The organism is Sulfurospirillum sp. 1612, assembly GCF_036556685.1.
Taxonomy (GTDB): Bacteria; Campylobacterota; Campylobacteria; order Campylobacterales; family Sulfurospirillaceae; genus JAADIZ01.
The window spans coordinates 922,906-945,276 of sequence record NZ_CP140614.1 but is presented as its reverse complement, the minus strand read 5'-3'; the positions used below and the strand labels follow the sequence as shown (position 1 = coordinate 945,276).

Sequence of the window (22,371 nt, the reverse complement as noted above, 5' to 3'; positions counted from 1 at the left end):
CGGTCGTATGAATTTATCAACTCAGGAAGTAAATTCCTTTAAAATTCACGCACTACTAAAGCACAACCTTGCGGTCGTATGAATTTATCAACTCAGGAAGTAAATTCCTTTAAAATTCACGCACTACTAAAGCACAACCTTGCGGTCGTATGAATTTATCAACTCAGGAAGTAAATTCCTTTAAAATTCACGCACTACTAAAGCACAACCTTGCGGTCGTATGCATCTATCAATTCACGCACTTTTTATGCTTTGTAGATCTTAACCGCACATTTTTTATAATCTGTTTGTTTTGACATCGGACATGTCGCATCGAGACAGACTTTATTGATAAATACTTTTTCATCAAACCACGGAACAAAAACCAAGCCTTGTGCTGGTCTATTTCTTCCTCTGGTTTGTACACGTGCTTTGACTTTACCACGGCGACTCTCAACCCATACCAATTCGCCCTCTTTTATCTCTTTTTCTTTAGCATCAAGTGGGTTCATATAACAAAGAGCTTCAGGAACAGCACGATAAAGTTCTGGCACACGCATCGTCATAGTACCACTATGCCAATGTTCCAAAACACGACCCGTACAGAGCCACATATTGTAGTTACTATCTGGCATTTCTGGTGGATCCATATAAGGACGGGCAAAGATTTTTGCTTTATTTTTTAATGATTTTTTCGTTTTGTCTTTAATACCTTGTAAATCGCCTGATGGCAGTGCTTTTGCAAGTGGTCCATAAAAGGCAAAATCGCCATCTGGATTGGCTTTTCTTGCATACGGATCATACTTGACATTAAAGCGCCATTGGGTCTCTTTGCCATCAACGACAGGCCATTTGAGTCCTCGTACTCTATGGTAGATATCAAATGGTGCCAAGTCATGTCCATGACCACGACCAAAGCTCGCATACTCTTCAAAAAGATATTCATGAAGCATAAAACCATAACCTTTGAAGACTTTCCCATCACTACCGATAACATTTCTAGCATCACCGATACATTCTGAATTATCAAATCCTTTTTGTGGAAATTTATTAAGATCGATTTTATAACTTTTTGCTTTATCATTTGCAAACAAAATTTCAAACATTGTCGTATCTTCGTTATATCCCATTGCTTTTGCTTTTGCGATGACATCTGGAAGCGCTTTTTTTCTAGGACCTGATGGCGCGTATGCTCCCCAAAGGTCTTTGACGGTAAATCGTTTGGAGAGTTCTACCCATTGCCAAGTATCACTCATCGCTTCACCAACAGGGAGGACTTGTTGTCGCCACAACTGCGTTCGTCGCTCTGCATTACCATAGCCACCCCATTTTTCATAAATCATAGCACTTGGTAAAATAAGATCAGAAACTTTTGCGGAGATTCCCGGATATCCATCACTAGTCACGATGAAGTTGTCCATCTCACGAGCAGCTTTGATCCAATGATTGGCACTCGCACTATCTTGGTAAGCATTACAGACATTAACCCAAGCGAATTTAATCAATCCATCTTCGATATCTCTATGAATTTTCATGATATGTTGTACGCCCACAGGATTGATCGTACCCTCTGGCACGGCCCATTTTTTCTCAGCAATTTTTCGGTGTTTTGGATTGGCTACCATGAGATCTGCTGGGAGTCTGTGACAGAACGTCCCCACTTCTCTAGCCGTTCCACACGCACTTGGTTGTCCGGTTAGGGAGAATGCACCACTGCCGGGTTTGGCTTGTTTATTTAACATAAAGTGAACATTGTAAGAGAGAGTATTATCCCACGTTCCTCTAGTGTGTTGGTTCATACCCATCGTCCAAAAGCTCACGACTTTTCTGCCTTTTTCGACATAAAGATCAGCCAATGCTTGGAGCTTTTTCTTGAAATCTTCTAAGGATTCGTTGGGATCACCTTTTGATATTTTAGCAACATAATCCAATGTAAAAGGAGCCAGTGATTTTTTGTACTCTTGAAAAGAGATTTCCCAATGTTTGAGTGTTCCTGGGATATTTTCCATCACATCGCCTTCTTTATAGCCATAAGGTGCTAGTGAAGGGGCTTCTTTGGCAGAAACTTTTTTGGCCATCTCTTTATTAATGGTTTCCATCTCTAAGGCGCTGTATTTTCCTGCACTGCCATCAGCATTCACCGGAGTGATAGATTTCTCACCTTTTCGTCTCATACCGTATCCGATATTAACAGGCCCTACGGCAAAAATCATATGCTCTTTGACAAAATCCCAATCAATGGCTTCGGGATGATTATAAACAATTTCATGCGCTAAATAATTCCAAATTGCTAAATCAGTATTGGGGCTAAAAATGATTTCAATATCTGCTAAATCTGAAGTTCTTGATGTATAGGTAGAGAGATTGACCACTTTAACTCGTTCTGGGTCTGTTAGTTTACGATCCGTAACTCGAGACCAGAGAATCGGATGCATCTCTGCCATATTAGCACCCCAAGTCACAACCGTATCGGTAAGTTCAATGTCATCATAACAACCGCTTGGCTCATCGATTCCAAAAGTTTGGTAGAAGCCAACAACTGCTGAGGCCATACAATGTCTGGCATTTGGGTCAATGGCATTGGATCTAAATCCACCCTTCATCATTTTGAGAGCGGTATATCCTTCCATGACGGTATATTGACCACTGGCGAAGACTCCGATTCCTTCTGGACCACTTTTTTTCAACGCGTATCGGATATGTTTTTCCATCTCATCAAATGCGCGTTTCCAGCTAATCGGTGCAAATCTACCATGCTTATCAAAGTTACCATTTGCATCAACTCTAAGAAGTGGCTGGGTTAATCTGTCGGCGCCGTACATGATTTTGGCGTTAAAGTACCCTTTAATACAGTTCAATCCTCGATTGACCGGAGCGGCAGGATCACCTTTCACGGCAACAATCTTTCCATTTTTTGTAGCCATCATGATACCACAACCGGTACCGCAGAACCTACAAACCGCCTTATCCCATCTCCAATCCTTTTGAGTTGCCTCAGATGCGGCGAGCGCATCTTTGGGGATTGAGATGCCAACAGCAGCCGCCGCACTTGCCGCAGCAGTTGATTTCAAAAAATCTCTTCTTGATAATGACATTCTTACCTCCTATTTGTATTTTCAAACAAATAGTAACATCATCTCATTAAAAATTTCTATGACTTAGGTCAAGTAATTATGGATTTTTTTTCTTCGTGATTTCTGTGATACTGTTTAAGTTAGCTTTCAGTTTTTTGAGCATTTGCGTTACATGCAGGAGATTTTCGGTAGATTCGATGGCGATATCTTCTGTGGCACTGATTTTTTTGTCATAGCCACTTTTTTCTTCTTCATCCATGTCAAGCTCCAAAAGTGCGCTACTAGCGCTCTCGGAGAGCATTTCTAATTCTAATACTGCTTTTTCTGCTTTTTCGATGGCATCTTGCGAATGTTTTAGCACATTGTTTACATTCGTAACAAATGAACTGATATGATTGGAGACTTCTTTGAGCTCATCTTCTTGCGCATCACGTAACACAAAACGATTCAGATTGCTCAGATCACTGGTTGCGAGCATTTTGGCATCCGCTACAAAATCATCAATATGATTCATAATCTCTTTTGAGAGTAAAAAAGAGTAGAGAATAATCACCAAGCCCACACTCAACAATAGAAATTGTGCATAGATAAAAAACATATTTTTTTGTTCACTATAATCGGTAAACAACCAAACAGCCTCATCCATAGCATTGAGTACTTTGATATTATTGTTGTAGATATATTTCAAATCCACATCAATCGTATTTTGATAATGAATCAAATCTTGGGCATACGCTTCAAACTCTTTCCAATAGGTATAATTTTTTTCAAGAACACCATAAAGCGTTTTGTGCGCTTTGACATGCGTATCATTTAAAAACGATGTAATGGTCGTATTGTAAAGTTTTTTGGCATTAAGATAATAGTTATAATCTTCAATATCAGAGGTGCGTAAATATTTTTTGAGAAACAAACTCATGCGCTGAGAGAGCATGCGCTGACGCCCGGAGAGATCAATATAGTGCTGGTTTAGGTTATCTTTGACCATCTGCTGGACCACGGTATCTGTTAAATCTAACATCTTGTCAATCCTGAAGGTAAAAATATCCAAATCGGGTTTCATCTTGAGTAGATTTTTTTCTAAATTCACGATTTTTTCTTTCAAAGGAATCCACATCGCATGTACTTGCTTCAGTTTTTCTGTAATCTTAATATTTTGCGGCGGATAAATGCCATTGGCACTATTGCCATAAATTAAATCATGAAGATTGTTCTCAAAAGTATAGATACTCGCATCAACCACTCTAAAATCTGTCGACATTTTGTAGACGTTGTAAAAAACCTCTTTACTAATCTTTTGCGTTAGCATGCGTTGTTTGCCTGCAATATTGATAATCAATGAATCTTTTTTACTGCGTTCATTCATCAATACTGATATAATAATCGCCAACACAACAATCAAAGACAACAAGCCTCCGACTACTTTAATTTTTTTATTAATACCGGTTAGTTTAAACATCGTCTCATCCCCTACGAAAATATACTTTTTAGTTTTTCTTTGTCCACGATAATCACATTATTTTGTTCAATCATGATGACATTGGTCCTCACGAATTTCTTCAAAATCCTTGACAACGTCTCTGGCTGTATGTGCAACATATAAGCAATTTCATGTTTTTTGAGTTTATTAAAATTTTCAAGATCTTCACAAATCATATGCGCCACTTTTGCAGCCCCATCAAACACCACATCACGACTGATGACACACTGAAGTTGCTGAATCATCAAAAAGGCCTCTTTGAGTATGCATTGAAGAAAATTTTGATTGGTAGACATTAAGTGTTTGAATGGTTGAGAATCAATAGCCAACACTTCACTCTCTTCTAAAAATTCAGCATTGGCATAACAATGGATGATGAACTCATCACACAATTTTGACAAATCAAATATGAGAGAATTTTTAGGGAGTTTGTATAAAAATATTTCATTATCAAATCGATCCACTTTATAAAATTTGAGGGATCCACTTAAAAGATAATAAATCGTATCAACTGCATCATTTTCATAAAACAGTATCTCCCCTTTAGCAAAAGATTTCAGTTTGCTAAAGGAGGCAATCTCCTCGATTATCTCTTTTGGCAAAGATTTTAATAGAGGAGTTGCTGCTAATTTTTCAATCATGTGAAGCCTTAGATAAATGTTTTGATTTTCGCGGTTCCTTTTAATTGCATAATCTTATCATAAGCCCACTTTTTAACGGCTTGTTTGACATAAGCATCTTTGACATCAAGAGAGACTTCATCAAATTTACTGTCATATTTCGGGATATTATTAAGTACTAAATAGAGTTGATAACCAAATTGAGTCTTGATTGGCTTTTTGGTGTATTCTCGCTGTTTTAGATGTTCTAAATGCGGTCGTAATACTTCGTTTAAGTTATCAACGGCTATCTTACCAAAATATCCCCCGTGAACTTTGGAAGGAGCAAGGGAGTATTGTTGTGCCAATTTTGAAAAATCTGTCACGATATGTTTAGATTTTTCTAATTGAGAAGCAATCATATTCGCTCTCTTTTTTGAATCAACTACAATAGTATAAAGTTCCAACAAATGCGGTGTGTCGTATTTGTATTTATTTTTTTGATAAAAGGCCATTAATTCTTTACGACTGGGTTTCATCTCTTTGGCTTTTTTCTCCAATAAAAAATCAAACGCCAACAAACCCTTTTTGCTGTAAAGTTGTTCTTTAGTAAAACCGGTTTCATTTGTAGTAACCGAATCTTTCAAATTGCCACTTTTTTGTTTCTTGCTGTACCCTAGGATATGCTCTAAAACTTTTTTATATTCTTTGGTCTTTTCGATGCCGCTATTCAAGGCATAATCACAGGCTAATCTTTGTTCAATCAATCGATTGACAATTTTTTGTTGCTCTTGGTGGCTTAAACTCTTGAAATTTTTCGGTGCGACCTCATCGGTAATCTTTTCATTATTGACAATGGCCAGTGTCGTCGCAGCATAGCCCATGGAAGCCAAAAAAATCAAACTCAAAAAAATCTTCTTCATACTATCCCCTCTCTTGATAATGTACTTCTTATCACACTCTAGCACGTGTGATCTCATCTAAAACTAAAATTTGATAAGAAGTTGATGGTATCCGGAAGAAGAGTGTGCCTTCTCCCGGAATGATTGCCTTATGGTTGCTCTATCTTGTTGTTCTCTGTACGGTACTTATAAATATCTCTGAGTACCCTAATATCTTGTTGCAATTCAAAAACACCATGCCAATGAGCATAATCTGGTCCTGCCATCAATGCCCCTTGTCTCATACGGCGTCCTTCATGATGCCACAAGTGATACCATGTTTTAAATGCTTCATCCGCCCATTTATCTTTTTTCATCAACCCTTTTTTGGTCAACTCATCGATAATACCTTTGGCTTCTTTTGCATATTTATTATAAAGTTCAACATGTTGGTCACCCATTTTGAAGAAATTTTTAGTATGCGTTGGAACATGGCATGATTTACAAACTTGTTCCATCTCAGCACGTCCTGCAGCACTTCCTTTTGGATTTCCTGCTAGTGGATTACCCGCTGTGGCTTTACCCGTTTTTTCAAACTCTGTTACAGCAGTTTCATAGCCACCATCTCTCAGTTTTGAAATCGGTGCCCAGAGGTTCCATTTGAGTCGCTTGCTCACATTGTGTGTGGATTTAAGATCACCAATACCACTCATGTGACAAGTCGCACAAGTCGGTGCTCTATAATCGCCTGGTTCCCAAGCATCTGGAGCAGAATCGTATTTCCACGTATTACCCTCGGCATTGAAGATATGACCGTGCATGGAGTTGTTGTAAATCTCGATATCCGGATGATCTGGTCCGAGGTGACATGAAGCACAAGCTGCCGGTTTTCTAGCCTCTGTAATCGTAAAGCGATGCGCTGAATGGCATGATTTACAATTTCCAACACTACCATCTGGATAAACATTACCAATACCATAATTTGGCCACGTCTCAGCAGTTGGTCTTTTGTTTTTATCAAGCTTAATCACCGTACCGTGACATTGCATACACCCTGTCGCTTCTGGTGCATTTTTGAGATGTGGATCATCTCGACCTTCAAATTTGTGCATCAATGCTTGCATTGAAGGTTTTGCAGCCACTTGTAATGCTGCTCTTGCATGACCACTTTGATGAAATTCTTTGACTTCATTAACATGACATCGACCACACGTTTTTGGGCTGACCAAAATACTCACATAAACATCAGTACCTTGAACCCCTTTACAGTTTTGTGCTGCCATTGGATTATCTTTTTGCACGACGTGACAATCGATACAAGATACTCCTACATGACCGTGTCTACTCTCTCGCCAATCATTGACATGACCAGGAGTCAGTTTGGCATGACACTCGACACAACTTTTTCCTAATTTTGTTAAACCCCTGTTGACTTTAATAGTCTTCACGGATGTAACATCCCCTACATTCGCCGCAAATGCAAACGTTGCAAATAGTGCAAATAGTACCAACAATCTTTTAAGCATTCAAACTCCTTTTTAAGATCGAATTATTTCTTAATGTAATCACCCAAAATATGGTGACCTACATTCTCATGACACTCGACACACTTTTTATCGGTCCTTTTTTCAAAGTACTCTTTGTGTGCTATAAACCCTTTTGGATTTGACATCGTAGCGTCTCTTAAATTTGCGTGACAACTCATACATCCTGAGTCAAACACAAATTCTTTTGCCCGTTTTCGCTTTGCTTGCCAATCGATTTTAGAAACATCAGAAAAGGTCTGCACTCTCACATCATGCAAACCGGTTCGTGCTTTTTCTATCAGATAAGCAGCAAGAGAATCGTGAGGCAAGTGACAATCGACACAGCTAGCCTTCACCCCGAAAGAGTTTTTTCCCCCATGGACATCGGCGTTATATGCATCTGCCATTGGTTGCATGGTGTGACAAAGTGTACAAAACTTCTCACCGGCAGTTTTCTCCACTACCACAGCAGCAACATAAGAGATACACAGACCTATCACTAATCCGATTCCCAAAAGAATCAAGATTGCCCAAATAGATCGTTTCGCGTTTTTTTCCATTTTGTCGGACATAAAAACTCCTAACTTACGTTTTGTCTCAGCTTTGACACCAAGAAACATTGGAATAAAAATAAAAAATATATGCTAGATTTCTTATTTTTATACACCCACAAGAACAAAGCCTAAAAGCAACTTTTTAAGCTTTCAATTGTAATTTTACACTTTTTTTCTATAAAATGCGTTGACTTTAGTCAAGGAAATAAGAACTAAAAGGATTGTTACGCAATCGTTAATCATTTATGTTATAATCAAAACATCAAAAAAAGTATCAGGAGTTTCCTTTGATTGCACCACAAGAATCCTCAAGTTGTCTTCCTAATTTCTTTGTTATTTTATCAATTCCACTTATAATATTTCTATCAACTCTATTGGCATATTTTGGACTCATTCCGTTAAAAGTTGAAATCCATACTCTTATCATGATAGGTTTCATCTTTTTTATATTTATCTTTTTTATCAAACACAATGCCAATTATGCTGCGTGTAGTTTCAGAAACTCATTTTACGATATCGGTACGCAATTGCAAGAGTACTTGAATAAAAATTTACTTCAAATCGGAGAAAGTAAAAAATCACTCTCGAGTATCGATAGCTTTTTGGAATCTTACAATAGTAACCTCAGAAATGACAATTTTTCGAGTATTGCTACGACCGTTTTCCCGATGTTGGGAATTTTAGGTACGTTTATCTCTATCGCTATGTCGATGCCGGATTTTTCAGCCCAAGACACTGCCGCACTCGATCATGAGATTACGATTTTACTCAGTGGTGTCGGGACAGCATTTTATGTTTCTATTTATGGTATTTTCTTATCACTGTGGTGGATATTTTTTGAAAAAAGAGGTATCAGTAAACTTGAATCCACGATGAAATATATCACATCACTCTATTCCAAATATGTTTGGAGCCAAAACGAACTCGATGCGTATAAATATGGGAGTAGACAACTTGAAAATCAACATCTCATTCAAGCTTTAGGCGAGGTTTTTACAACCGATAAAGTCAAAGCACTCAATGAAGATTATCTCAACAATTTTAAGCAAATTGTCGAAACAACATCAACCTCTTTTTCTACAATCGCCGACAAAATGGATCGTACTGCCACGGCTGTATTGGCCACAATAGAACAAATCAACGCTTCGAGTGATTCGATTGCGGCGACACAAAATCTGGGTCAATCGATACAAGATTTTATCGCCGCAACCCAAGGTTTGGATCAAACAATCTCTGCTATTGATAACAAATTAAACAGCCGTGTCAACACAACATTTGAGAGAATTGACAAGGAACTCTCCGATGTCATCATCAAACTCTCAGATTTTGCCTACCTTTTAGATGGACACAATGAAAAAATATTGCAAAATCTGGAAGAGTATCATCGAGAAATCCTCAAGAAATTCAAGAGATAACGCATGAATTTAAAACAAAGCAAAAAAGAGGATGTGACAAATTTCTGGGTCTCTTATGCTGATTTGATGGCAGGATTGCTCTTTGTATTTATCCTGCTCATTGGAGCCATTGTCACTAAATCGATTATCTTAAAACACCACTTGCTTTCAAGTGAAAGCAGCGTGGAAAAAACCAAAAGTGCCCTACAACTCAAAAATGATGAGATTCAAGAACTCAAAGGATTACTGTTTCAAAAAAACACCCAATTGAGCTCTTTTAGCAATAAAATCGTCATCTTACAATCCATCGTCAATGATGTCAACGCATCCCTTTTGGAAAAAGAGAAAAGTCTGGAAGATTTCAAAGGCAAAGTACTCGTCCTATCCAATGAATTAAATGCAAAGCGCAATGCCATCACACTAAAAGATGAAGAATTACTCAAACTCCTCACCGAACTTGGAGAAAAAGAGACTCGATATGATCGTTTGGTAGCGCAAATGCAAAGTACTAAAGAGAAGATTAAGAATCTGACAGGGATTCGCATCAAAGTCATCAGCGAACTCAAAAAGATATTGGGTAAAAATATCCAAATCAATCCCAAAAACGGTTCGCTTAGATTCTCTTCTAATATTTTATTTGACAAAGGAAAATCCGTCCTCAAAGAGAGCTCCAAACAAGAACTCAAAAAAGTTTTCATCGAATATGTTGGCGCGCTATTAAACAATCCTGATATTAAAGGACATATTGACAAAATTATCATAGAAGGACACACCGATAGTGATGGTGGGTTTTTGTATAATTTAGAACTCTCTCAAAAACGAGCCTATGAAGTGATGAACTATCTTTTGAGTCTGGATTTTGTCAAAAAACACAATATCAAATCCTTGATGATTGCCAGTGGACGCTCTTATCTAGACCCAATTTATAACAAAGATGGCAAAGAAGACAAAGAAGCATCACGACGAATTGAGATAAAATTTTCGCTCAAAAACCAAAGCGCGATGAAAGAAATCGAGAGAATTTTAGATGCAAAATGATTTTGACCCCATCAACCTAAAAGAAGCTTCAAAACATTTAGAATGGCTTATAGACAAAACAAAACGTGTTTATAAGCCACAAGAAAAAACTTTTTTTCAAAAGTTTATAGACCTTTTAAAAAGAGTATTTTAACTATCAATTGGATAAAATACCGAAAAAATCAAGGGAAATAAATGTTTAGATTTGCACTCTTTCCAACTGGTGACATAGGTCTTGAAAACCTTCAAGTTGCTATTATAAATGCACTATGCGCCCGACAACGTGAGGACAAATTTATCATCAGAGTGGAAACCCTCGAAGGGAACAAAGATATGGCAGAAAAAGATGCCCAGATTTTGGACATACTAAAAATCTGCGGTATCACTTATGATGCCCTCTACTATCAACATGACAATTTCAAATATCATCTCCAATTTGCCTCAAAATTGCTAGATGAAAAAAAAGCATTTATCTGTTTTTGTACACCAGAAGAGATCAAAAAGAAACAACAATTGGCAACAGAGGCCTCAAAGACTTATCAATATGATGGAACCTGTGAACATTTGAGCTCTGAGACGATTTTAAACAGTACCCAGCCCTTTGTTATCAGACTCAAAAAACCGCTTCATGATATTAGAGTACAAGAGAGTAGTAATGGCGTATTTTCCTTTGAAAAAGAACGCATTGATCGCTTTGTTATCATGACAGAAGAGAAATATCCTACGTATGATTTTGCCTGTGCGATTGATGATATGATTCAAGGGGTCAGCCATATTATCCAAGAAAGTGCGCATCGTCTTGATGCTCCAAAACATGAACATATCAGACAAACACTGGGATATCGTGTACCCATCACATATACCCATTTGCCGCGTATTTGCCATCATGATGGCGAGGCAATGAATCAACACGACCCCATCAATAGTGTGCGATGGCTTTTGGATCACGGCTATCTTCCTGAGGCCATTGTCAATTATCTGATTGTTTTGTGCTATGACACCCCTCAGGAAATTTTCACACTCAAGGAGGCCGCAACGTGGTTTGATATCGATAAAATCTCTCAAACTGATGCTATTTTCGATATTAAGACCTTAGAGAGTATCAACCAAGCACATATCGCAAATAAAAAAAGTTAGCGTAAGCAAATAAAATTTAAATAAAGGAAAATCAACCATGATCGTATTATCAACCTTAGTAGAAGCAGTCGCACAAATACTGCATATGGTTATCAATATTTATATCTGGGTAGTCATCATAGCCGCTCTCATCACTTGGGTGCGACCTGATCCTTATAACCCAATTGTGCAAGTTTTAAATAGACTCACAGAGCCTGTTTATCATTACGTCAGAAAGTATATACCAACCGTAATCGGAGGGATTGATCTTGCACCTATAATCATTATTTTGGCATTGCAATTTTTAGATTTATTTGCCGTCAAACTTCTCTTTAATTTGGCCAATTCAGTTGCAGGCTAATATCATGTACCGTTTGTTGGGTATTTGTATCGCCATACCGGTACTTCTGTTTGCAAAAGTACCGGCTGATGTTGCGGCTTTTGAGACCTTGCCAAAAAGTATTTCTAAAGATTACTATATTTATAGATTTCTCAATGAAAACAATGTCTCAAGCTCGGATGCGCAACGATTATTAGAAGAGGCAAAAGTGGTCAATCTCAAACTCTTTCGTTCTTTTGCTAAACGAATAGATGACCCCGGCTTCAAAAAAGTAGCCGCATGCTTGCGCTACAAAACCGATACCCTGCTACAAAAAGATAATGAATGTATCGCCATCGGACTCAGTGTTTGGGATGCGATGCATCTAAAAAAAGAAAAAATCAAACAATTAGCACACAAACTCAGCGCCTATAAAGAGACTCATACCATCTTGAAAATTCTCGCATCTGAGGATGTTTTTAAAGCTGCTTTGCGCGACAAAAAAGCTTTTATCAAAATTTTTACCTCATGTGGGGCAAAAAATCGTAGTAAAATTTTCAATCGCACACTCACACCAAAAGAGTTAGAAGCCTTAAGTCAAGAAAAAGGTTTCAACAGCGTCATTGAACGTATCATGACACAAAGAAATCTCAAAAAATTACAAACTTCTCTCCTGGAGTTGCCCACCCATGCACATCTCAATGCGAATGCGATATTTTTCTTGGGTCTTAACGCACTCGAACATCACAAAAAGGAGTTGGCACGCACTTTATTTGCTGAGGCCTCCCAAAAATATTATTATCGCTTTGACAAAGATAAAACACTATTTTGGCGTTATTTGGCTACCCATGAGTCTTCGTATTTAGATGCACTCATGAAGAGTTTTGATGTCAATATCTATACTATCTTTGCCCATGAAATCCGTGGCAAAAAATTTGATAATATCAAATCGCCACATATTGATGCCGATGCAAAAGATTATGATATCAAAAATCCTTTTTTATGGGTGAATCTTTTGCAAGAGATTAAAGACAAAAATGCAACACAATTAGACCACATCGCGCAACAATACAAACATAAGAACACCATCGGTCAGTATGCATTCATAAAAGAGCGTGCCTTTGGAGATAAATACAACTATTTTCCTATGCCCTTTTATCAATATTTAGAACAGTACGACCATCATCGTATCGCGCTAATATTGTCAATTGCAAGGCAAGAAAGTCGCTTTATTCCCGCTTCAATATCGACATCTTATGCGCTTGGAATGATGCAGTTTATGCCTTTTTTAGCACGAGCAACAGCCAAAGAACAGGCACTAAAAGATTTTGACATTGATGCAATGTTTCAACCTAAAATCGCATATCAATTTGCCAATCACCACTTAGATTATCTGAGCAAACACTTATCCAATCCTCTTTTTATCGCCTATGCTTACAATGGGGGTATTGGTTTTGTTAGAAGAATGCTAAAAACAGGCAATTACTTCACAAAAGGTGCGTATGAACCCTACATGAGTATGGAGCTCATTCCGTATGCTGAAAGCCGAAGATATGGGAAAAAAGTCTTGGCAAACTATATCATATATTCTCAACTTTTAGGAGAAAAAATAACACTACAAGATTCTTCTCATACCTTCATGGCACCCAATATAAAAGGCTCAAAATAGAGCCTTTGTGGGATACAAACGAGATAGAAAAAACACCTAAAACGTGCATATAGAGCAAGAATTAAAGTGATATTAGATAAAGAAATGCTCACATAATAATCGTTTTAAAGATGAATCTAAAAATCTTTTTTAAACGTCAATGATTGTCGCTGATACGGAGGAATTTGAAAGCTAAATACGATTGTATTTTTTTGAATCTTTGGCGTTTGCACTAAAAAATAGTGACTCCACGGAGTCGATGCTGGGATGATATTGAGAATCGGATTGGTAGATTTTAATGCTATAACGGTGACAGATGTTTTGTTATCATCAATTTGAAATGTCAATTTTTTGAGCATCTTTTCTTGTTCTTCTCGACTGATTTTAGAGTGAGTAAAATGAATACCCACGACAAACTGCTCTAGGTTTTTATCGACAAATTTTTTATTTTCTAATGAATCCAAATACGTTACAGTTGCGAAAATTACGGGCTTTTTTTCTTTTAGTATTTGTGCTTTTTTGGTGTTTGCAACTGCTTGTTCGGTTGTTTTTGCGATATGGGTGTAGGAAGGCTCATACTTAGGCGAACACCCCGCAAGAATCAATGCTGTCAAAAAGATAACCGTTATATTTTTCATAGAAGCTCCGTTGTGGATTATATTTTGTGGATTATAAACTTTTTTATGTAACAAACTCATTAAAACCTAAAGATATTTTCGATATAATCGCTCATACTTTGTAAAACTAAAACAAAATATAAATTAAGCAAGAAGATATATAAATGAAATATTTAGCAATAGCCTTTAGTGGCCCCTCAGATAGTGGAAAAACTTCTTTGATCGTCAAGGTCTCGAATCAATTACAAAAAAAGTATGAGATTGCCATCGTCAAACATGATCCTTCTGATAAAGCAACCTTTGACCAAGAGGGAAAAGACAGCTGGAAATTTGCACAAACTGGTGCTGAAGTTTTGGTCGTTTCAGAGACGCGAACGACATTCTTTTCACAAAGAAGAAAAGATCTTGATGAAATTATTAGAACAATTGGTGAATTTGACCTTTTGATGGTGGAAGGCTTAAAAACACTCCCTCTTCCAAGAATATCGATTTTTAGAAACAAAATTGATGAGAGTTATTTTAAATATTCTAATGCCATTGCTATTGATGATAGTATCAATGTCAATGATTATAATATACCTGAAGATATCACCGTTTTGGATTTAAACGATACCGATGCCATCATAGACTGGGTGATAAAAAACGCAAAAAAAGTTAAATAAAAGGCAACGACATGAATGAGATATATGAAGCAATCAAAACATCAGCGATTCGAATACGAGAATTAATCGAATACGATGATACGGGCTACTCTTCAAGCATCAATACGACAGGGGACACCCAACTAAAAATCGATATCAAAAGTGATCTTGTTATCGAAGAAGAGTTTCGCAAAATTCCTTCTATCAAAGAAATCATCAGCGAAGAAAAAGAGAATAAAACCTCCCTTCATGATAATGGTATTTATACCATTGGATACGATCCATTAGACGGCTCGAGCCTTATTGATGTCGATTTAAGTGTGGGATCCATCTTTGGAATTTATGAAGGCGGATCCAATGGTGCCCATCTCAAAGCCGCAGTTTATGTGGTGTATGGTCCCCGAGTTGAGCTAGTCATCGCCGAATCAGATGTCAAAATGTACCGACTCAATCAAAAGAATGAATTTGTCTATATGCACGACATCAAACTCAAAGAAAAAGGCAAATTAAATGCACCCGGTGGCACCCAACAAGGGTGGTCAAAATCCCACAAGAAACTTATCGATGATATTTTCCAAGATGGTTACAGATTGCGATATTCCGGAGGTATGGTGCCAGATTTACACCAAATCTTACTCAAAGGTGGTGGATTATTTTCCTATCCAGGAACCACGGATGTTCCCAAAGGAAAATTGAGGATGATTTTTGAAGTATTCCCTTTTGCTTTTGTTTTTGAGCAAGCAGGAGGCGCTGCTATCAATGATAAAAATCAGAGAATCTTAGATTTAGTACCGTCCCATCCTCATGATACTACGCCATGTTTTTTCGGCTCAAAAAAAGAGATAGAAAGAGTTATGGCCTGCTATGAGTAACGAAGAAGATAAGTATGAAGAGGAGCTGGACAAAGCACTGCAAGCAGTGAAAGCGTGCCAAGAAAAATTACAATTAGACAGTTGCATGCAATGCGACAAAATTTTTGAATGTACCCTACGGAAAACTTATGTCGATGCTGTTTACAACAGTATGTCTAAAGGACAAAGCGGTGGATTTGAATTTTAGAACTTGCCCACATAAAAAGGAGAAATAAGAATGAGAGAAAAGGCTTATGTTACAACGCCAATATATTATGTGAATGATGTACCCCACATCGGTCATGCTTATACCACAATCATTGCTGATACTATGGCGCGCTACTACCGACTCAAAGGTTATGAAACATTTTTTTTAACAGGAACTGATGAGCACGGACAAAAAATCGAAGAAGCCGCAAAAATTAGAAACCGCACACCGCAAGATTATGCCGATGAAATCAGTGGCAAATTTAGAAGTTTGTGGGATGAATTTGAAATCAGCTATGATAAATTTATCAGGACAACGGATGAAGAACACAAAATCGGCGTCCAAAAAGCTTTTAAGACGATGTATGACAATGGCGATATTTATAAAGGGCATTATGAAGGACACTATTGTGTCAGTTGTGAAACTTTTTTTACAGATACGCAACTCATCGATGAAAATCTCTGCCCCGATTGTGGTAAAGAGACTCGAATCGTCAAAGAAGAGAGTTACTTTTTTAGACTCTCAAACTACCAAGAAAAACTTTTGCAATGGTATGAAGATGATGAAAAATGTGTCCTACCAAAAGGCAAAAAGAGCGAAGTGATCAGCTTTGTAAAACAAGGATTAAGAGATTTATCTATCACAAGAACGAGCTTTGATTGGGGTGTGAAACTGCCTCCTGAAATCAATGATCCAAAACATGTTATGTATGTCTGGTTGGATGCACTTTTAAACTATATCACAGCATTAGGTTATGGAACTGATCAAAAAAATATGACTTATTGGCCTGCCACTGTTCAACTAGTGGGAAAAGATATTTTACGTTTTCATGCGATCTACTGGCCTGCTTTCTTGCTCAGTCTAGGCTTGCCACTACCTAAACATATCGCCGCACACGGATGGTGGACTCGTAATGGTGAAAAAATGAGTAAATCAAAAGGCAATGTCGTCAATCCTAAAGAGGTCGCAGATGCTTATGGTTTAGAAAATTTTAGATATTTTATGCTCAGAGAAGTTCCTTTTGGACAAGATGGTGATTTTTCCCAAAAAGCTCTTATCGATCGTATCAATTCAGACCTGAGTAATGAACTGGGAAACTTATTGAACCGTATCATTGGTATGAGTGGTAAATACAGTGCCTTTGGCATCTCATCAAAAAATGTGTGGCACTATCATGAAAAAGAAATCACCAATGTCATGGAACATCTACGACAAGCTGAAAACAATCTCAATGATTTACAAACCAACCGTTTTTTAGAAGAGTTATGGAAAGCACTCACTATCGCCAACCAATCCATCACGATTTATGAGCCTTGGGTCAAAATGAAAAATGGCGAGAATGATTTTGCACTGGCCACCGTGGCAATGGTCGCTAATATTTTGGCAAAAGTCGCCATACTCTTGCATCCGGTTATGCCAAAAACGACCCATAAGATTGCTGAAGCCTTGCATTTTTCTATCAATCATGATGCGTATGTTACGTTTATTGAAAACAATGGTTTATTAGAAGATTTTACCATACAAAAAGTGCCACCATTGTTTCCTAAAGTAGAAGCAGAACTGTTAAAAGCTCCCGAACCTACCCCAGCAAAAGAAGCAAAAAAAGAAGAAGTAAAAGATACCGCCATTTCTATCGATCAATTTTTTGAAACAAAACTCAAAGTGGGAACCATTATTGAGGCTGTGGCCGTACCAAAAAGCAAGAAATTATTGCAATTGCAAGTTGACCTTGGCGAAGAAAAACCAAGACAAATTATCGCAGGGATCAAAGAATACTACAAACCAGAAGATCTCATCAATACTCAAATCACCGTTGTAGCAAACCTAAAACCCGCCAAAATTTTAGGACTACTGAGTGAAGGAATGTTGCTCGCAGCCAAAGATGCCAACGGTTTGACGCTCATCAGACCAGAAACTCCAAAAGACAATGGTTCCAGTGTTGGATGAGAATAGAAGATATTACAAAAATCATCGATGGGAAGTTACAAAACTTTCCATCTGTTGATCATGTCAATGCTTTTAGAATCAACCCTGACAATATTGCACAGGGCGACTTGTTTTTGGATGCAAACAATTCTGTCTACAATCAAAAAACAGCGATAAAAAATGGTGCCTATGCCATCGTCTCTGAAAATATTCTGAGTGTTTTAGACAATGAAATTGCATGGATTGAAGTCGATTCATTGCGACTTGCTTGTATCAAACTCTCACGATATGAATTTAGCAAAAAAAACTCTTCGTTGCTTTTTTTAAATGATATTGCCGAAGAGATGTTGCACAGTATCATCAAATACAAGACTTATGAAAAGTTACCTTCTAATACATACAAAGCGCTTTTGTTACTCACTAAAAATGGAGAAAATATCCAATATACCTGTAGTGATGAACGACTCGCTCATAGCATTGACCCTGTTTGTGATAAAATCAAAGAGCATGCTTCGATTCAATATCTTCAATCAAAAAGTCCTTTTTATTCCTCTTTCATTTATAAGGATGTTTTTTATAAAAATCTTAAAATACCGAGCATTTTCATAGAATATTTTTGTGAAATTTTAGAGTTTGTCGCAGAGAAAAAGCTCCATCATGATGCGCATTCTGTCATCATGTCTGAGCATTTTGTCTCAGTATTTATCGATAATAAACTGCATAAGAAGGATTTTGGACAAACCACAAAGGCTGTCATTTTTGAAAAAAATATTGACTATCTTGACATGGAATTTAAATATTTAGAACGTTTCACAGAAGATTTGGTTTTGTGCGTACCCAAACGGTATGCGAATTATTTCAAGACTTGTACGCATGCGTGCCTCTTCAAAGACAAACAAGAACTCGCAACCAAACTAAAAGAAAATTTTCGATATGCTTTGGTTTTTGGTGATATCAAAGAATATCATGATATATTTTCGCAACCCAAAATAGAACACAGAGGTCTTTTTTCATGATACTAATAGAAAACAATACAAACTGTCCCATGGACATCAACATGATGGAAACAATCGCACAATCATTGAGTGATAAAGATATCGAGCTGATGATTGTCGGTGATGATGAGATGAAACTCCTCAACAAACAAACACGCGGTCTCGACCAGAGTACGGATGTACTCAGTTTTCCACTTGAACCCATGGAGCATGTCCCACTAGGAAGTATCATTATTAATGAAAAAAAAGTCAAAGAGGTCGCTCTAGCACTAGGGCACCAAGAACAAGAAGAAGTCACACTGCTATTTATACACGGCTTGTTACATCTTGTTGGTTATGATCATGAAACCGATGATGGGGCGATGCGGGAAAAAGAAAAAGAAATTATTACGGCCTATCACCTTCCCAAAAGTTTAATCGTTAGAACCGAAGGATAATACCGATGGAATATATCATTTTCTTCATTGCGATGGTCTCCCTCATCTATGGAGCCAATCTTATTATTATCCAATCAGAAAAGATTGCACTCTACTTTAATATCTCCTCTTTTGTTATCGGAGCTACCTTAATCGGCTTGGGCACCAGTCTGCCCGAAATGGCCGCTTCCATCACTGCAACACTCAATGATAAATCAGATTTAGCGATTTCCAATGTTTTGGGTAGTAATACTATCAATATTTCATTGATTTTAGGAACCATATTTTTCCTCGCACACAATGTCAATCCAAAACGCGACATCTTCCGATATGACAGTGCTTGGATTCTCATTCCACCTATTTTCTTTGTGGTGACCTCATTTGATGGCGTCATCAGTCGTCTTGATGGTATTGTTTTGCTTTTCATGATGATTGCCTATCTCATCTTCCTAAAAACCGATGCCAAAACATTTGAAGATGCCATCGATACAGATATCGTCAAAGAAAAATTCGATTGGCTTCGTTCAAGTCTCTTTTTGGTTCTGGGTTTTATCTTTGTCATACTAGGTGCTAAATACACCATCACATCAGCCTCTCAAATTGCGAGAGATTTAGGAACAAGTGAATGGATTATCGGATTACTCTTGATAGCGTTTGGAACCAGCTTACCTGAACTTGTAGTGAGCATTATGGCCATTAAAAAGAAAAATATCGATATGGCAATCGGTAATATTATCGGAAGCAATGTCGCCAATATTGCCGTCGTTCTTGGAGCATCGGCTATCGTGCATCCTTTGTATATCAATATTCTAGAAAATAGTTATGATATCCTCTGTATGTTTGCATCGGCTATCTTGTTAATTTTCATATCTGCCAATAAATTTTACAACAAATCCTCAGCTATTCTACTCTTTAGTATCTTACTGTTGATGATAGCACACTCACTTAATGCTTTTTCAGTGTGATATATTTGTCTTCTAGCAGTTTGTTGTAGATTTTAGAGACAATGGCACCTGCCGCAGAGCCACCATGTCCCCCATGTTCTACCAGTACTGTGACGACATATTGAGGATTTTTATAAGGTCCATAAGTCGTCAACCATGCATGAGATCGGTGAAAAAATTCTAACTCACTTTCTTTCATACGTCTTTTTTCACTCTGTGGAATACCCACAACTTGCGCCGTACCGGTTTTAGCTGCAATTTTAAATTTGGTATGCAAATTATAATACGCCGTTCCATGCGGCACATTGGCGACCTCATACATACCAGCACGAATATCTTTTAGGTATCTATGGTCTTTGCGGCTCATGATAGTTTTATCTTTGCCATATACAATTCCAAGATTTCCCACTTTATCAACAAAATGCGGTGTCACGCCATAACCCGTAGCAATCAAGGCGGTATAGCGTGCAATTTGCATCGGCGTCACCAAAAAATATCCTTGTCCGATAGAGGTGATGAGTGTTTCGCCTTGATACCAAGGTTGCTGATATTTATTCATCTTCCATTTTTTTCCCGGTACAATTCCAATGAATTCATTAGGAAGGTCCACTCCCGTTTTCGCACCAAAGCCCAAACGCTCAAGTACGGGTGTAATCCTATCAATACCAACTTTTAAACTTCCATCATAAAAATAGGTATCACAACTCTCTTTAATCGCTTTTTTTAGATTAACATATCCATGGCCACCCTTTTTCCAATCTCTAAATTTTCTATTCCCAAGTTCAATACTACCGGTATCGAAAATCGTCGTCTTGGCCGTGATGAGACCTGATTCTAAAAATGCCAACGCCACTCCCATTTTGATAGTCGACCCAGGAGGGTACAAACCACTGATAAGTTTATTGGTAAAGGGATGATTAAAGTCGCTGGACAGTGCTTTCCATTCTGCTTCTGAAATACCACTCACAAAATTATTCAAATCATATTCAGGGAAACTTCCTGCTGCCAGTATTTTGCCATTTTTTGCATTCATCACAATAATCGCACCACTTTTACCTTTGAAAAGTTGCGAGATGTATTTTTGCAATTCAATATCTAAAGTCAAAGAGACATCCTGACTGATGGGGAGTTTTTTCTCTAACACGTCCAATTCCACATTGAAGGCTGTCACATTGGTTTTTTTGATACCGCTATTTCCTTCAAGCGCTCTGTTATAGTATTTTTCTATTCCTGTTTTTCCTGCATATTCAGTCAATTTTGCAATTTTATCAACAGCGGCCTCTTTGGCATTTGCTTTGCCCACATAACCAACCACATGAGCAGCTAAATCGCTATAGGGATAGTATCTTTTTGAGGAGACTTCAATCTTGAGATTTTTATTAAGCGAAATTTTAGTAAAACTTTTGATAACATCATCATACGCAATGAAATCAATGACTTTGACAAAATCGTGAGCATAGGGAGAATCTTTTTTGAGATAACGCTTTCTGAGTTTTTCTTTATTATCTAAATGCAGAGTCTCCACTAAGAAATCTAGATTTTTATCTAATTCTTTTCTCTTCCGAGAAGAGCTGAGACCCGGCGCGATTCCGATTGAAAATCCCAGTTTATTAACAGACAAGGGACGACCGTGTAAATCTAAAATCGAACCTCTAAGAGGTGCTAACTCTTCCGTTTTGATAGCATTTTGTTTGGCTAACTCTTCATAATATGCATACGATTTGATACTAATATAATAAACACGTGAAAGAATGATAATCCAAATAACAACAAAAATGGAAATAAATATCTTGATTTTCATACTTTTGACCTAAAGAAAATACTACAAATAATAAAATCAAATCCTATATAATAAAAATATTCCATAGAAAAACTCGGATGGGGCTTGTGTAGAGCATATGAAATAAGCTCATTTAAAAAAAAGTGTCCAATATAGGCCACGAAAACATAAATAAATAAAATACAATTTTTACAAGTAAAATAACTTTTAATCCGCTCAGCAAATACATAATAAAAAAGTAATGCTAAAACAATATATGAGAAAAGGGAAAATCCTTTGTTTAATTCATAAAAACTTAGATATAAAAAGCTCAAAAAGACATAAAGAAATTTCTCTTTTTTATCAATCTCTAAGAGCACATAACAAAAAAATACCCCCACAAAAGTAGGGAAAAATTGATACATAC

The 22,371-nt window shown here is 37.3% G+C and carries 21 protein-coding genes; 13 read left to right on the top strand and 8 right to left on the bottom strand.

Going from position 1 to position 22,371, the window contains the following annotated elements:
- Window positions 1–245: 245 nt before the first annotated feature.
- From napA to SFB89_RS04665, 6 genes are all read right to left on the bottom strand, one after another.
- The gene (gene napA / locus SFB89_RS04690) at window positions 246–3,074 is read right to left on the bottom strand and encodes a nitrate reductase catalytic subunit NapA (RefSeq protein ID WP_331775788.1); all 2,829 of its coding nucleotides are present in this window, start codon (window positions 3,072–3,074) and stop codon (window positions 246–248) included.
- 76 nt (window positions 3,075–3,150) lie between these two features.
- The gene (locus SFB89_RS04685) at window positions 3,151–4,512 is read right to left on the bottom strand and encodes a type IV pili methyl-accepting chemotaxis transducer N-terminal domain-containing protein (RefSeq protein ID WP_331775787.1); all 1,362 of its coding nucleotides are present in this window, start codon (window positions 4,510–4,512) and stop codon (window positions 3,151–3,153) included.
- An 11-nt stretch (window positions 4,513–4,523) separates the two neighbouring features.
- A complete protein-coding gene (locus SFB89_RS04680; protein ID WP_331775786.1) occupies window positions 4,524–5,174 on the bottom strand; it encodes a Crp/Fnr family transcriptional regulator in 651 nt (216 codons plus the stop codon).
- An 8-nt stretch (window positions 5,175–5,182) separates the two neighbouring features.
- Entirely contained in the window at window positions 5,183–6,055 is an 873-nt protein-coding gene (locus SFB89_RS04675) for a peptidylprolyl isomerase (RefSeq protein ID WP_331775785.1), read from the bottom strand.
- A 128-nt stretch (window positions 6,056–6,183) separates the two neighbouring features.
- Window positions 6,184–7,539, bottom strand: a complete 1,356-nt coding sequence (locus SFB89_RS04670; RefSeq protein ID WP_331775784.1) for a multiheme c-type cytochrome — start codon at window positions 7,537–7,539, stop codon at window positions 6,184–6,186.
- Window positions 7,540–7,562: 23 nt separating this feature from the next.
- Window positions 7,563–8,111, bottom strand: coding sequence for a cytochrome c3 family protein (locus SFB89_RS04665; RefSeq protein ID WP_331775783.1), 549 nt, complete (start codon window positions 8,109–8,111; stop codon window positions 7,563–7,565).
- Between the two features lie 269 nt (window positions 8,112–8,380).
- Between SFB89_RS04665 and SFB89_RS04660 the strand changes: the two genes are divergently transcribed.
- Genes SFB89_RS04660 through SFB89_RS04635 form a run of 6 tightly spaced genes read left to right on the top strand, consistent with a single transcriptional unit; the run spans window position 8,381 to window position 13,608 of the window.
- On the top strand, window positions 8,381–9,508 hold the full coding sequence (locus SFB89_RS04660) for a MotA/TolQ/ExbB proton channel family protein (protein ID WP_331775782.1): 1,128 nt from the start codon (window positions 8,381–8,383) through the stop codon (window positions 9,506–9,508).
- Between the two features lie 3 nt (window positions 9,509–9,511).
- On the top strand, window positions 9,512–10,525 hold the full coding sequence (locus SFB89_RS04655) for an OmpA family protein (protein WP_331775781.1): 1,014 nt from the start codon (window positions 9,512–9,514) through the stop codon (window positions 10,523–10,525).
- Window positions 10,515–10,658, top strand: coding sequence for a hypothetical protein (locus SFB89_RS04650; RefSeq protein WP_331775780.1), 144 nt, complete (start codon window positions 10,515–10,517; stop codon window positions 10,656–10,658). The genes SFB89_RS04655 and SFB89_RS04650 overlap by 11 nt, the downstream gene beginning before the upstream one ends.
- Window positions 10,659–10,699: 41 nt before the next feature.
- A complete protein-coding gene (locus tag SFB89_RS04645; protein ID WP_331775779.1) occupies window positions 10,700–11,641 on the top strand; it encodes a glutamate--tRNA ligase family protein in 942 nt (313 codons plus the stop codon).
- A 37-nt stretch (window positions 11,642–11,678) separates the two neighbouring features.
- Complete coding sequence (locus SFB89_RS04640) at window positions 11,679–11,981, top strand: YggT family protein (protein WP_443082176.1); 303 nt, start codon at window positions 11,679–11,681, stop codon at window positions 11,979–11,981.
- Between the two features lie 4 nt (window positions 11,982–11,985).
- Window positions 11,986–13,608, top strand: coding sequence for a lytic transglycosylase domain-containing protein (locus tag SFB89_RS04635; RefSeq protein ID WP_331775778.1), 1,623 nt, complete (start codon window positions 11,986–11,988; stop codon window positions 13,606–13,608).
- A gap of 116 nt (window positions 13,609–13,724) precedes the next feature.
- Here the strand turns inward: SFB89_RS04635 and SFB89_RS04630 are convergent, their stop codons facing one another.
- Window positions 13,725–14,225 carry a hypothetical protein gene (locus tag SFB89_RS04630; RefSeq protein WP_331775777.1) on the bottom strand — a complete coding sequence of 167 codons (501 nt, stop codon included), beginning with the start codon at window positions 14,223–14,225 and terminating at the stop codon, window positions 13,725–13,727.
- 143 nt (window positions 14,226–14,368) lie between these two features.
- Between SFB89_RS04630 and mobB the strand changes: the two genes are divergently transcribed.
- The 7 genes from mobB to SFB89_RS04595 are packed head-to-tail and all read left to right on the top strand — an operon-like array spanning window position 14,369 to window position 20,206.
- Window positions 14,369–14,866: a molybdopterin-guanine dinucleotide biosynthesis protein B gene (gene mobB / locus SFB89_RS04625; protein ID WP_331775776.1), complete on the top strand. Its 498-nt coding sequence runs from the start codon at window positions 14,369–14,371 to the stop codon at window positions 14,864–14,866.
- A gap of 11 nt (window positions 14,867–14,877) precedes the next feature.
- A complete protein-coding gene (locus SFB89_RS04620; protein WP_331775775.1) occupies window positions 14,878–15,717 on the top strand; it encodes a class 1 fructose-bisphosphatase in 840 nt (279 codons plus the stop codon).
- A complete protein-coding gene (locus tag SFB89_RS04615; protein ID WP_331775774.1) occupies window positions 15,710–15,904 on the top strand; it encodes a hypothetical protein in 195 nt (64 codons plus the stop codon). Before SFB89_RS04620 ends, SFB89_RS04615 begins: the two co-directional genes overlap by 8 nt.
- Before the next feature lie 30 nt (window positions 15,905–15,934).
- The gene (gene metG, locus SFB89_RS04610; protein ID WP_331775773.1) at window positions 15,935–17,851 is read left to right on the top strand and encodes a methionine--tRNA ligase; all 1,917 of its coding nucleotides are present in this window, start codon (window positions 15,935–15,937) and stop codon (window positions 17,849–17,851) included.
- Entirely contained in the window at window positions 17,848–18,846 is a 999-nt protein-coding gene (locus SFB89_RS04605) for a hypothetical protein (RefSeq protein ID WP_331775772.1), read from the top strand. The genes metG and SFB89_RS04605 overlap by 4 nt, the downstream gene beginning before the upstream one ends.
- Window positions 18,847–18,887: 41 nt before the next feature.
- The gene (ybeY, locus tag SFB89_RS04600) at window positions 18,888–19,262 is read left to right on the top strand and encodes an rRNA maturation RNase YbeY (protein WP_443082182.1); all 375 of its coding nucleotides are present in this window, start codon (window positions 18,888–18,890) and stop codon (window positions 19,260–19,262) included.
- Between the two features lie 5 nt (window positions 19,263–19,267).
- Complete coding sequence (locus SFB89_RS04595) at window positions 19,268–20,206, top strand: calcium/sodium antiporter (protein ID WP_331775770.1); 939 nt, start codon at window positions 19,268–19,270, stop codon at window positions 20,204–20,206.
- Here the strand turns inward: SFB89_RS04595 and mrdA are convergent.
- Entirely contained in the window at window positions 20,187–21,986 is a 1,800-nt protein-coding gene (mrdA, locus tag SFB89_RS04590; protein ID WP_331775769.1) for a penicillin-binding protein 2, read from the bottom strand. The genes SFB89_RS04595 and mrdA overlap by 20 nt on opposite strands.
- Window positions 21,987–22,371: the final 385 nt, after the last annotated feature.

Bases quoted from the DNA above. Each gene is read 5' to 3' on its own strand.
- napA (WP_331775788.1), bottom strand. From the start codon at position 3,074: ATGTCATTATCAAGAAGAGATTTTTTGAAATCAACTGCTGCGGCAAGT.
- SFB89_RS04685 (WP_331775787.1), bottom strand. From the start codon at position 4,512: ATGTTTAAACTAACCGGTATTAATAAAAAAATTAAAGTAGTCGGAGGC.
- SFB89_RS04680 (WP_331775786.1), bottom strand. From the start codon at position 5,174: ATGATTGAAAAATTAGCAGCAACTCCTCTATTAAAATCTTTGCCAAAA.
- SFB89_RS04675 (WP_331775785.1), bottom strand. From the start codon at position 6,055: ATGAAGAAGATTTTTTTGAGTTTGATTTTTTTGGCTTCCATGGGCTAT.
- SFB89_RS04670 (WP_331775784.1), bottom strand. From the start codon at position 7,539: ATGCTTAAAAGATTGTTGGTACTATTTGCACTATTTGCAACGTTTGCA.
- SFB89_RS04665 (WP_331775783.1), bottom strand. From the start codon at position 8,111: ATGTCCGACAAAATGGAAAAAAACGCGAAACGATCTATTTGGGCAATC.
- SFB89_RS04655 (WP_331775781.1), top strand. From the start codon at position 9,512: ATGAATTTAAAACAAAGCAAAAAAGAGGATGTGACAAATTTCTGGGTC.
- SFB89_RS04650 (WP_331775780.1), top strand. From the start codon at position 10,515: ATGCAAAATGATTTTGACCCCATCAACCTAAAAGAAGCTTCAAAACAT.
- SFB89_RS04645 (WP_331775779.1), top strand. From the start codon at position 10,700: ATGTTTAGATTTGCACTCTTTCCAACTGGTGACATAGGTCTTGAAAAC.
- SFB89_RS04640 (WP_443082176.1), top strand. From the start codon at position 11,679: ATGATCGTATTATCAACCTTAGTAGAAGCAGTCGCACAAATACTGCAT.
- SFB89_RS04635 (WP_331775778.1), top strand. From the start codon at position 11,986: ATGTACCGTTTGTTGGGTATTTGTATCGCCATACCGGTACTTCTGTTT.
- SFB89_RS04630 (WP_331775777.1), bottom strand. From the start codon at position 14,225: ATGAAAAATATAACGGTTATCTTTTTGACAGCATTGATTCTTGCGGGG.
- mobB (WP_331775776.1), top strand. From the start codon at position 14,369: ATGAAATATTTAGCAATAGCCTTTAGTGGCCCCTCAGATAGTGGAAAA.
- SFB89_RS04620 (WP_331775775.1), top strand. From the start codon at position 14,878: ATGAATGAGATATATGAAGCAATCAAAACATCAGCGATTCGAATACGA.
- SFB89_RS04615 (WP_331775774.1), top strand. From the start codon at position 15,710: ATGAGTAACGAAGAAGATAAGTATGAAGAGGAGCTGGACAAAGCACTG.
- metG (WP_331775773.1), top strand. From the start codon at position 15,935: ATGAGAGAAAAGGCTTATGTTACAACGCCAATATATTATGTGAATGAT.
- SFB89_RS04605 (WP_331775772.1), top strand. From the start codon at position 17,848: ATGAGAATAGAAGATATTACAAAAATCATCGATGGGAAGTTACAAAAC.
- ybeY (WP_443082182.1), top strand. From the start codon at position 18,888: ATGATGGAAACAATCGCACAATCATTGAGTGATAAAGATATCGAGCTG.
- SFB89_RS04595 (WP_331775770.1), top strand. From the start codon at position 19,268: ATGGAATATATCATTTTCTTCATTGCGATGGTCTCCCTCATCTATGGA.
- mrdA (WP_331775769.1), bottom strand. From the start codon at position 21,986: ATGAAAATCAAGATATTTATTTCCATTTTTGTTGTTATTTGGATTATC.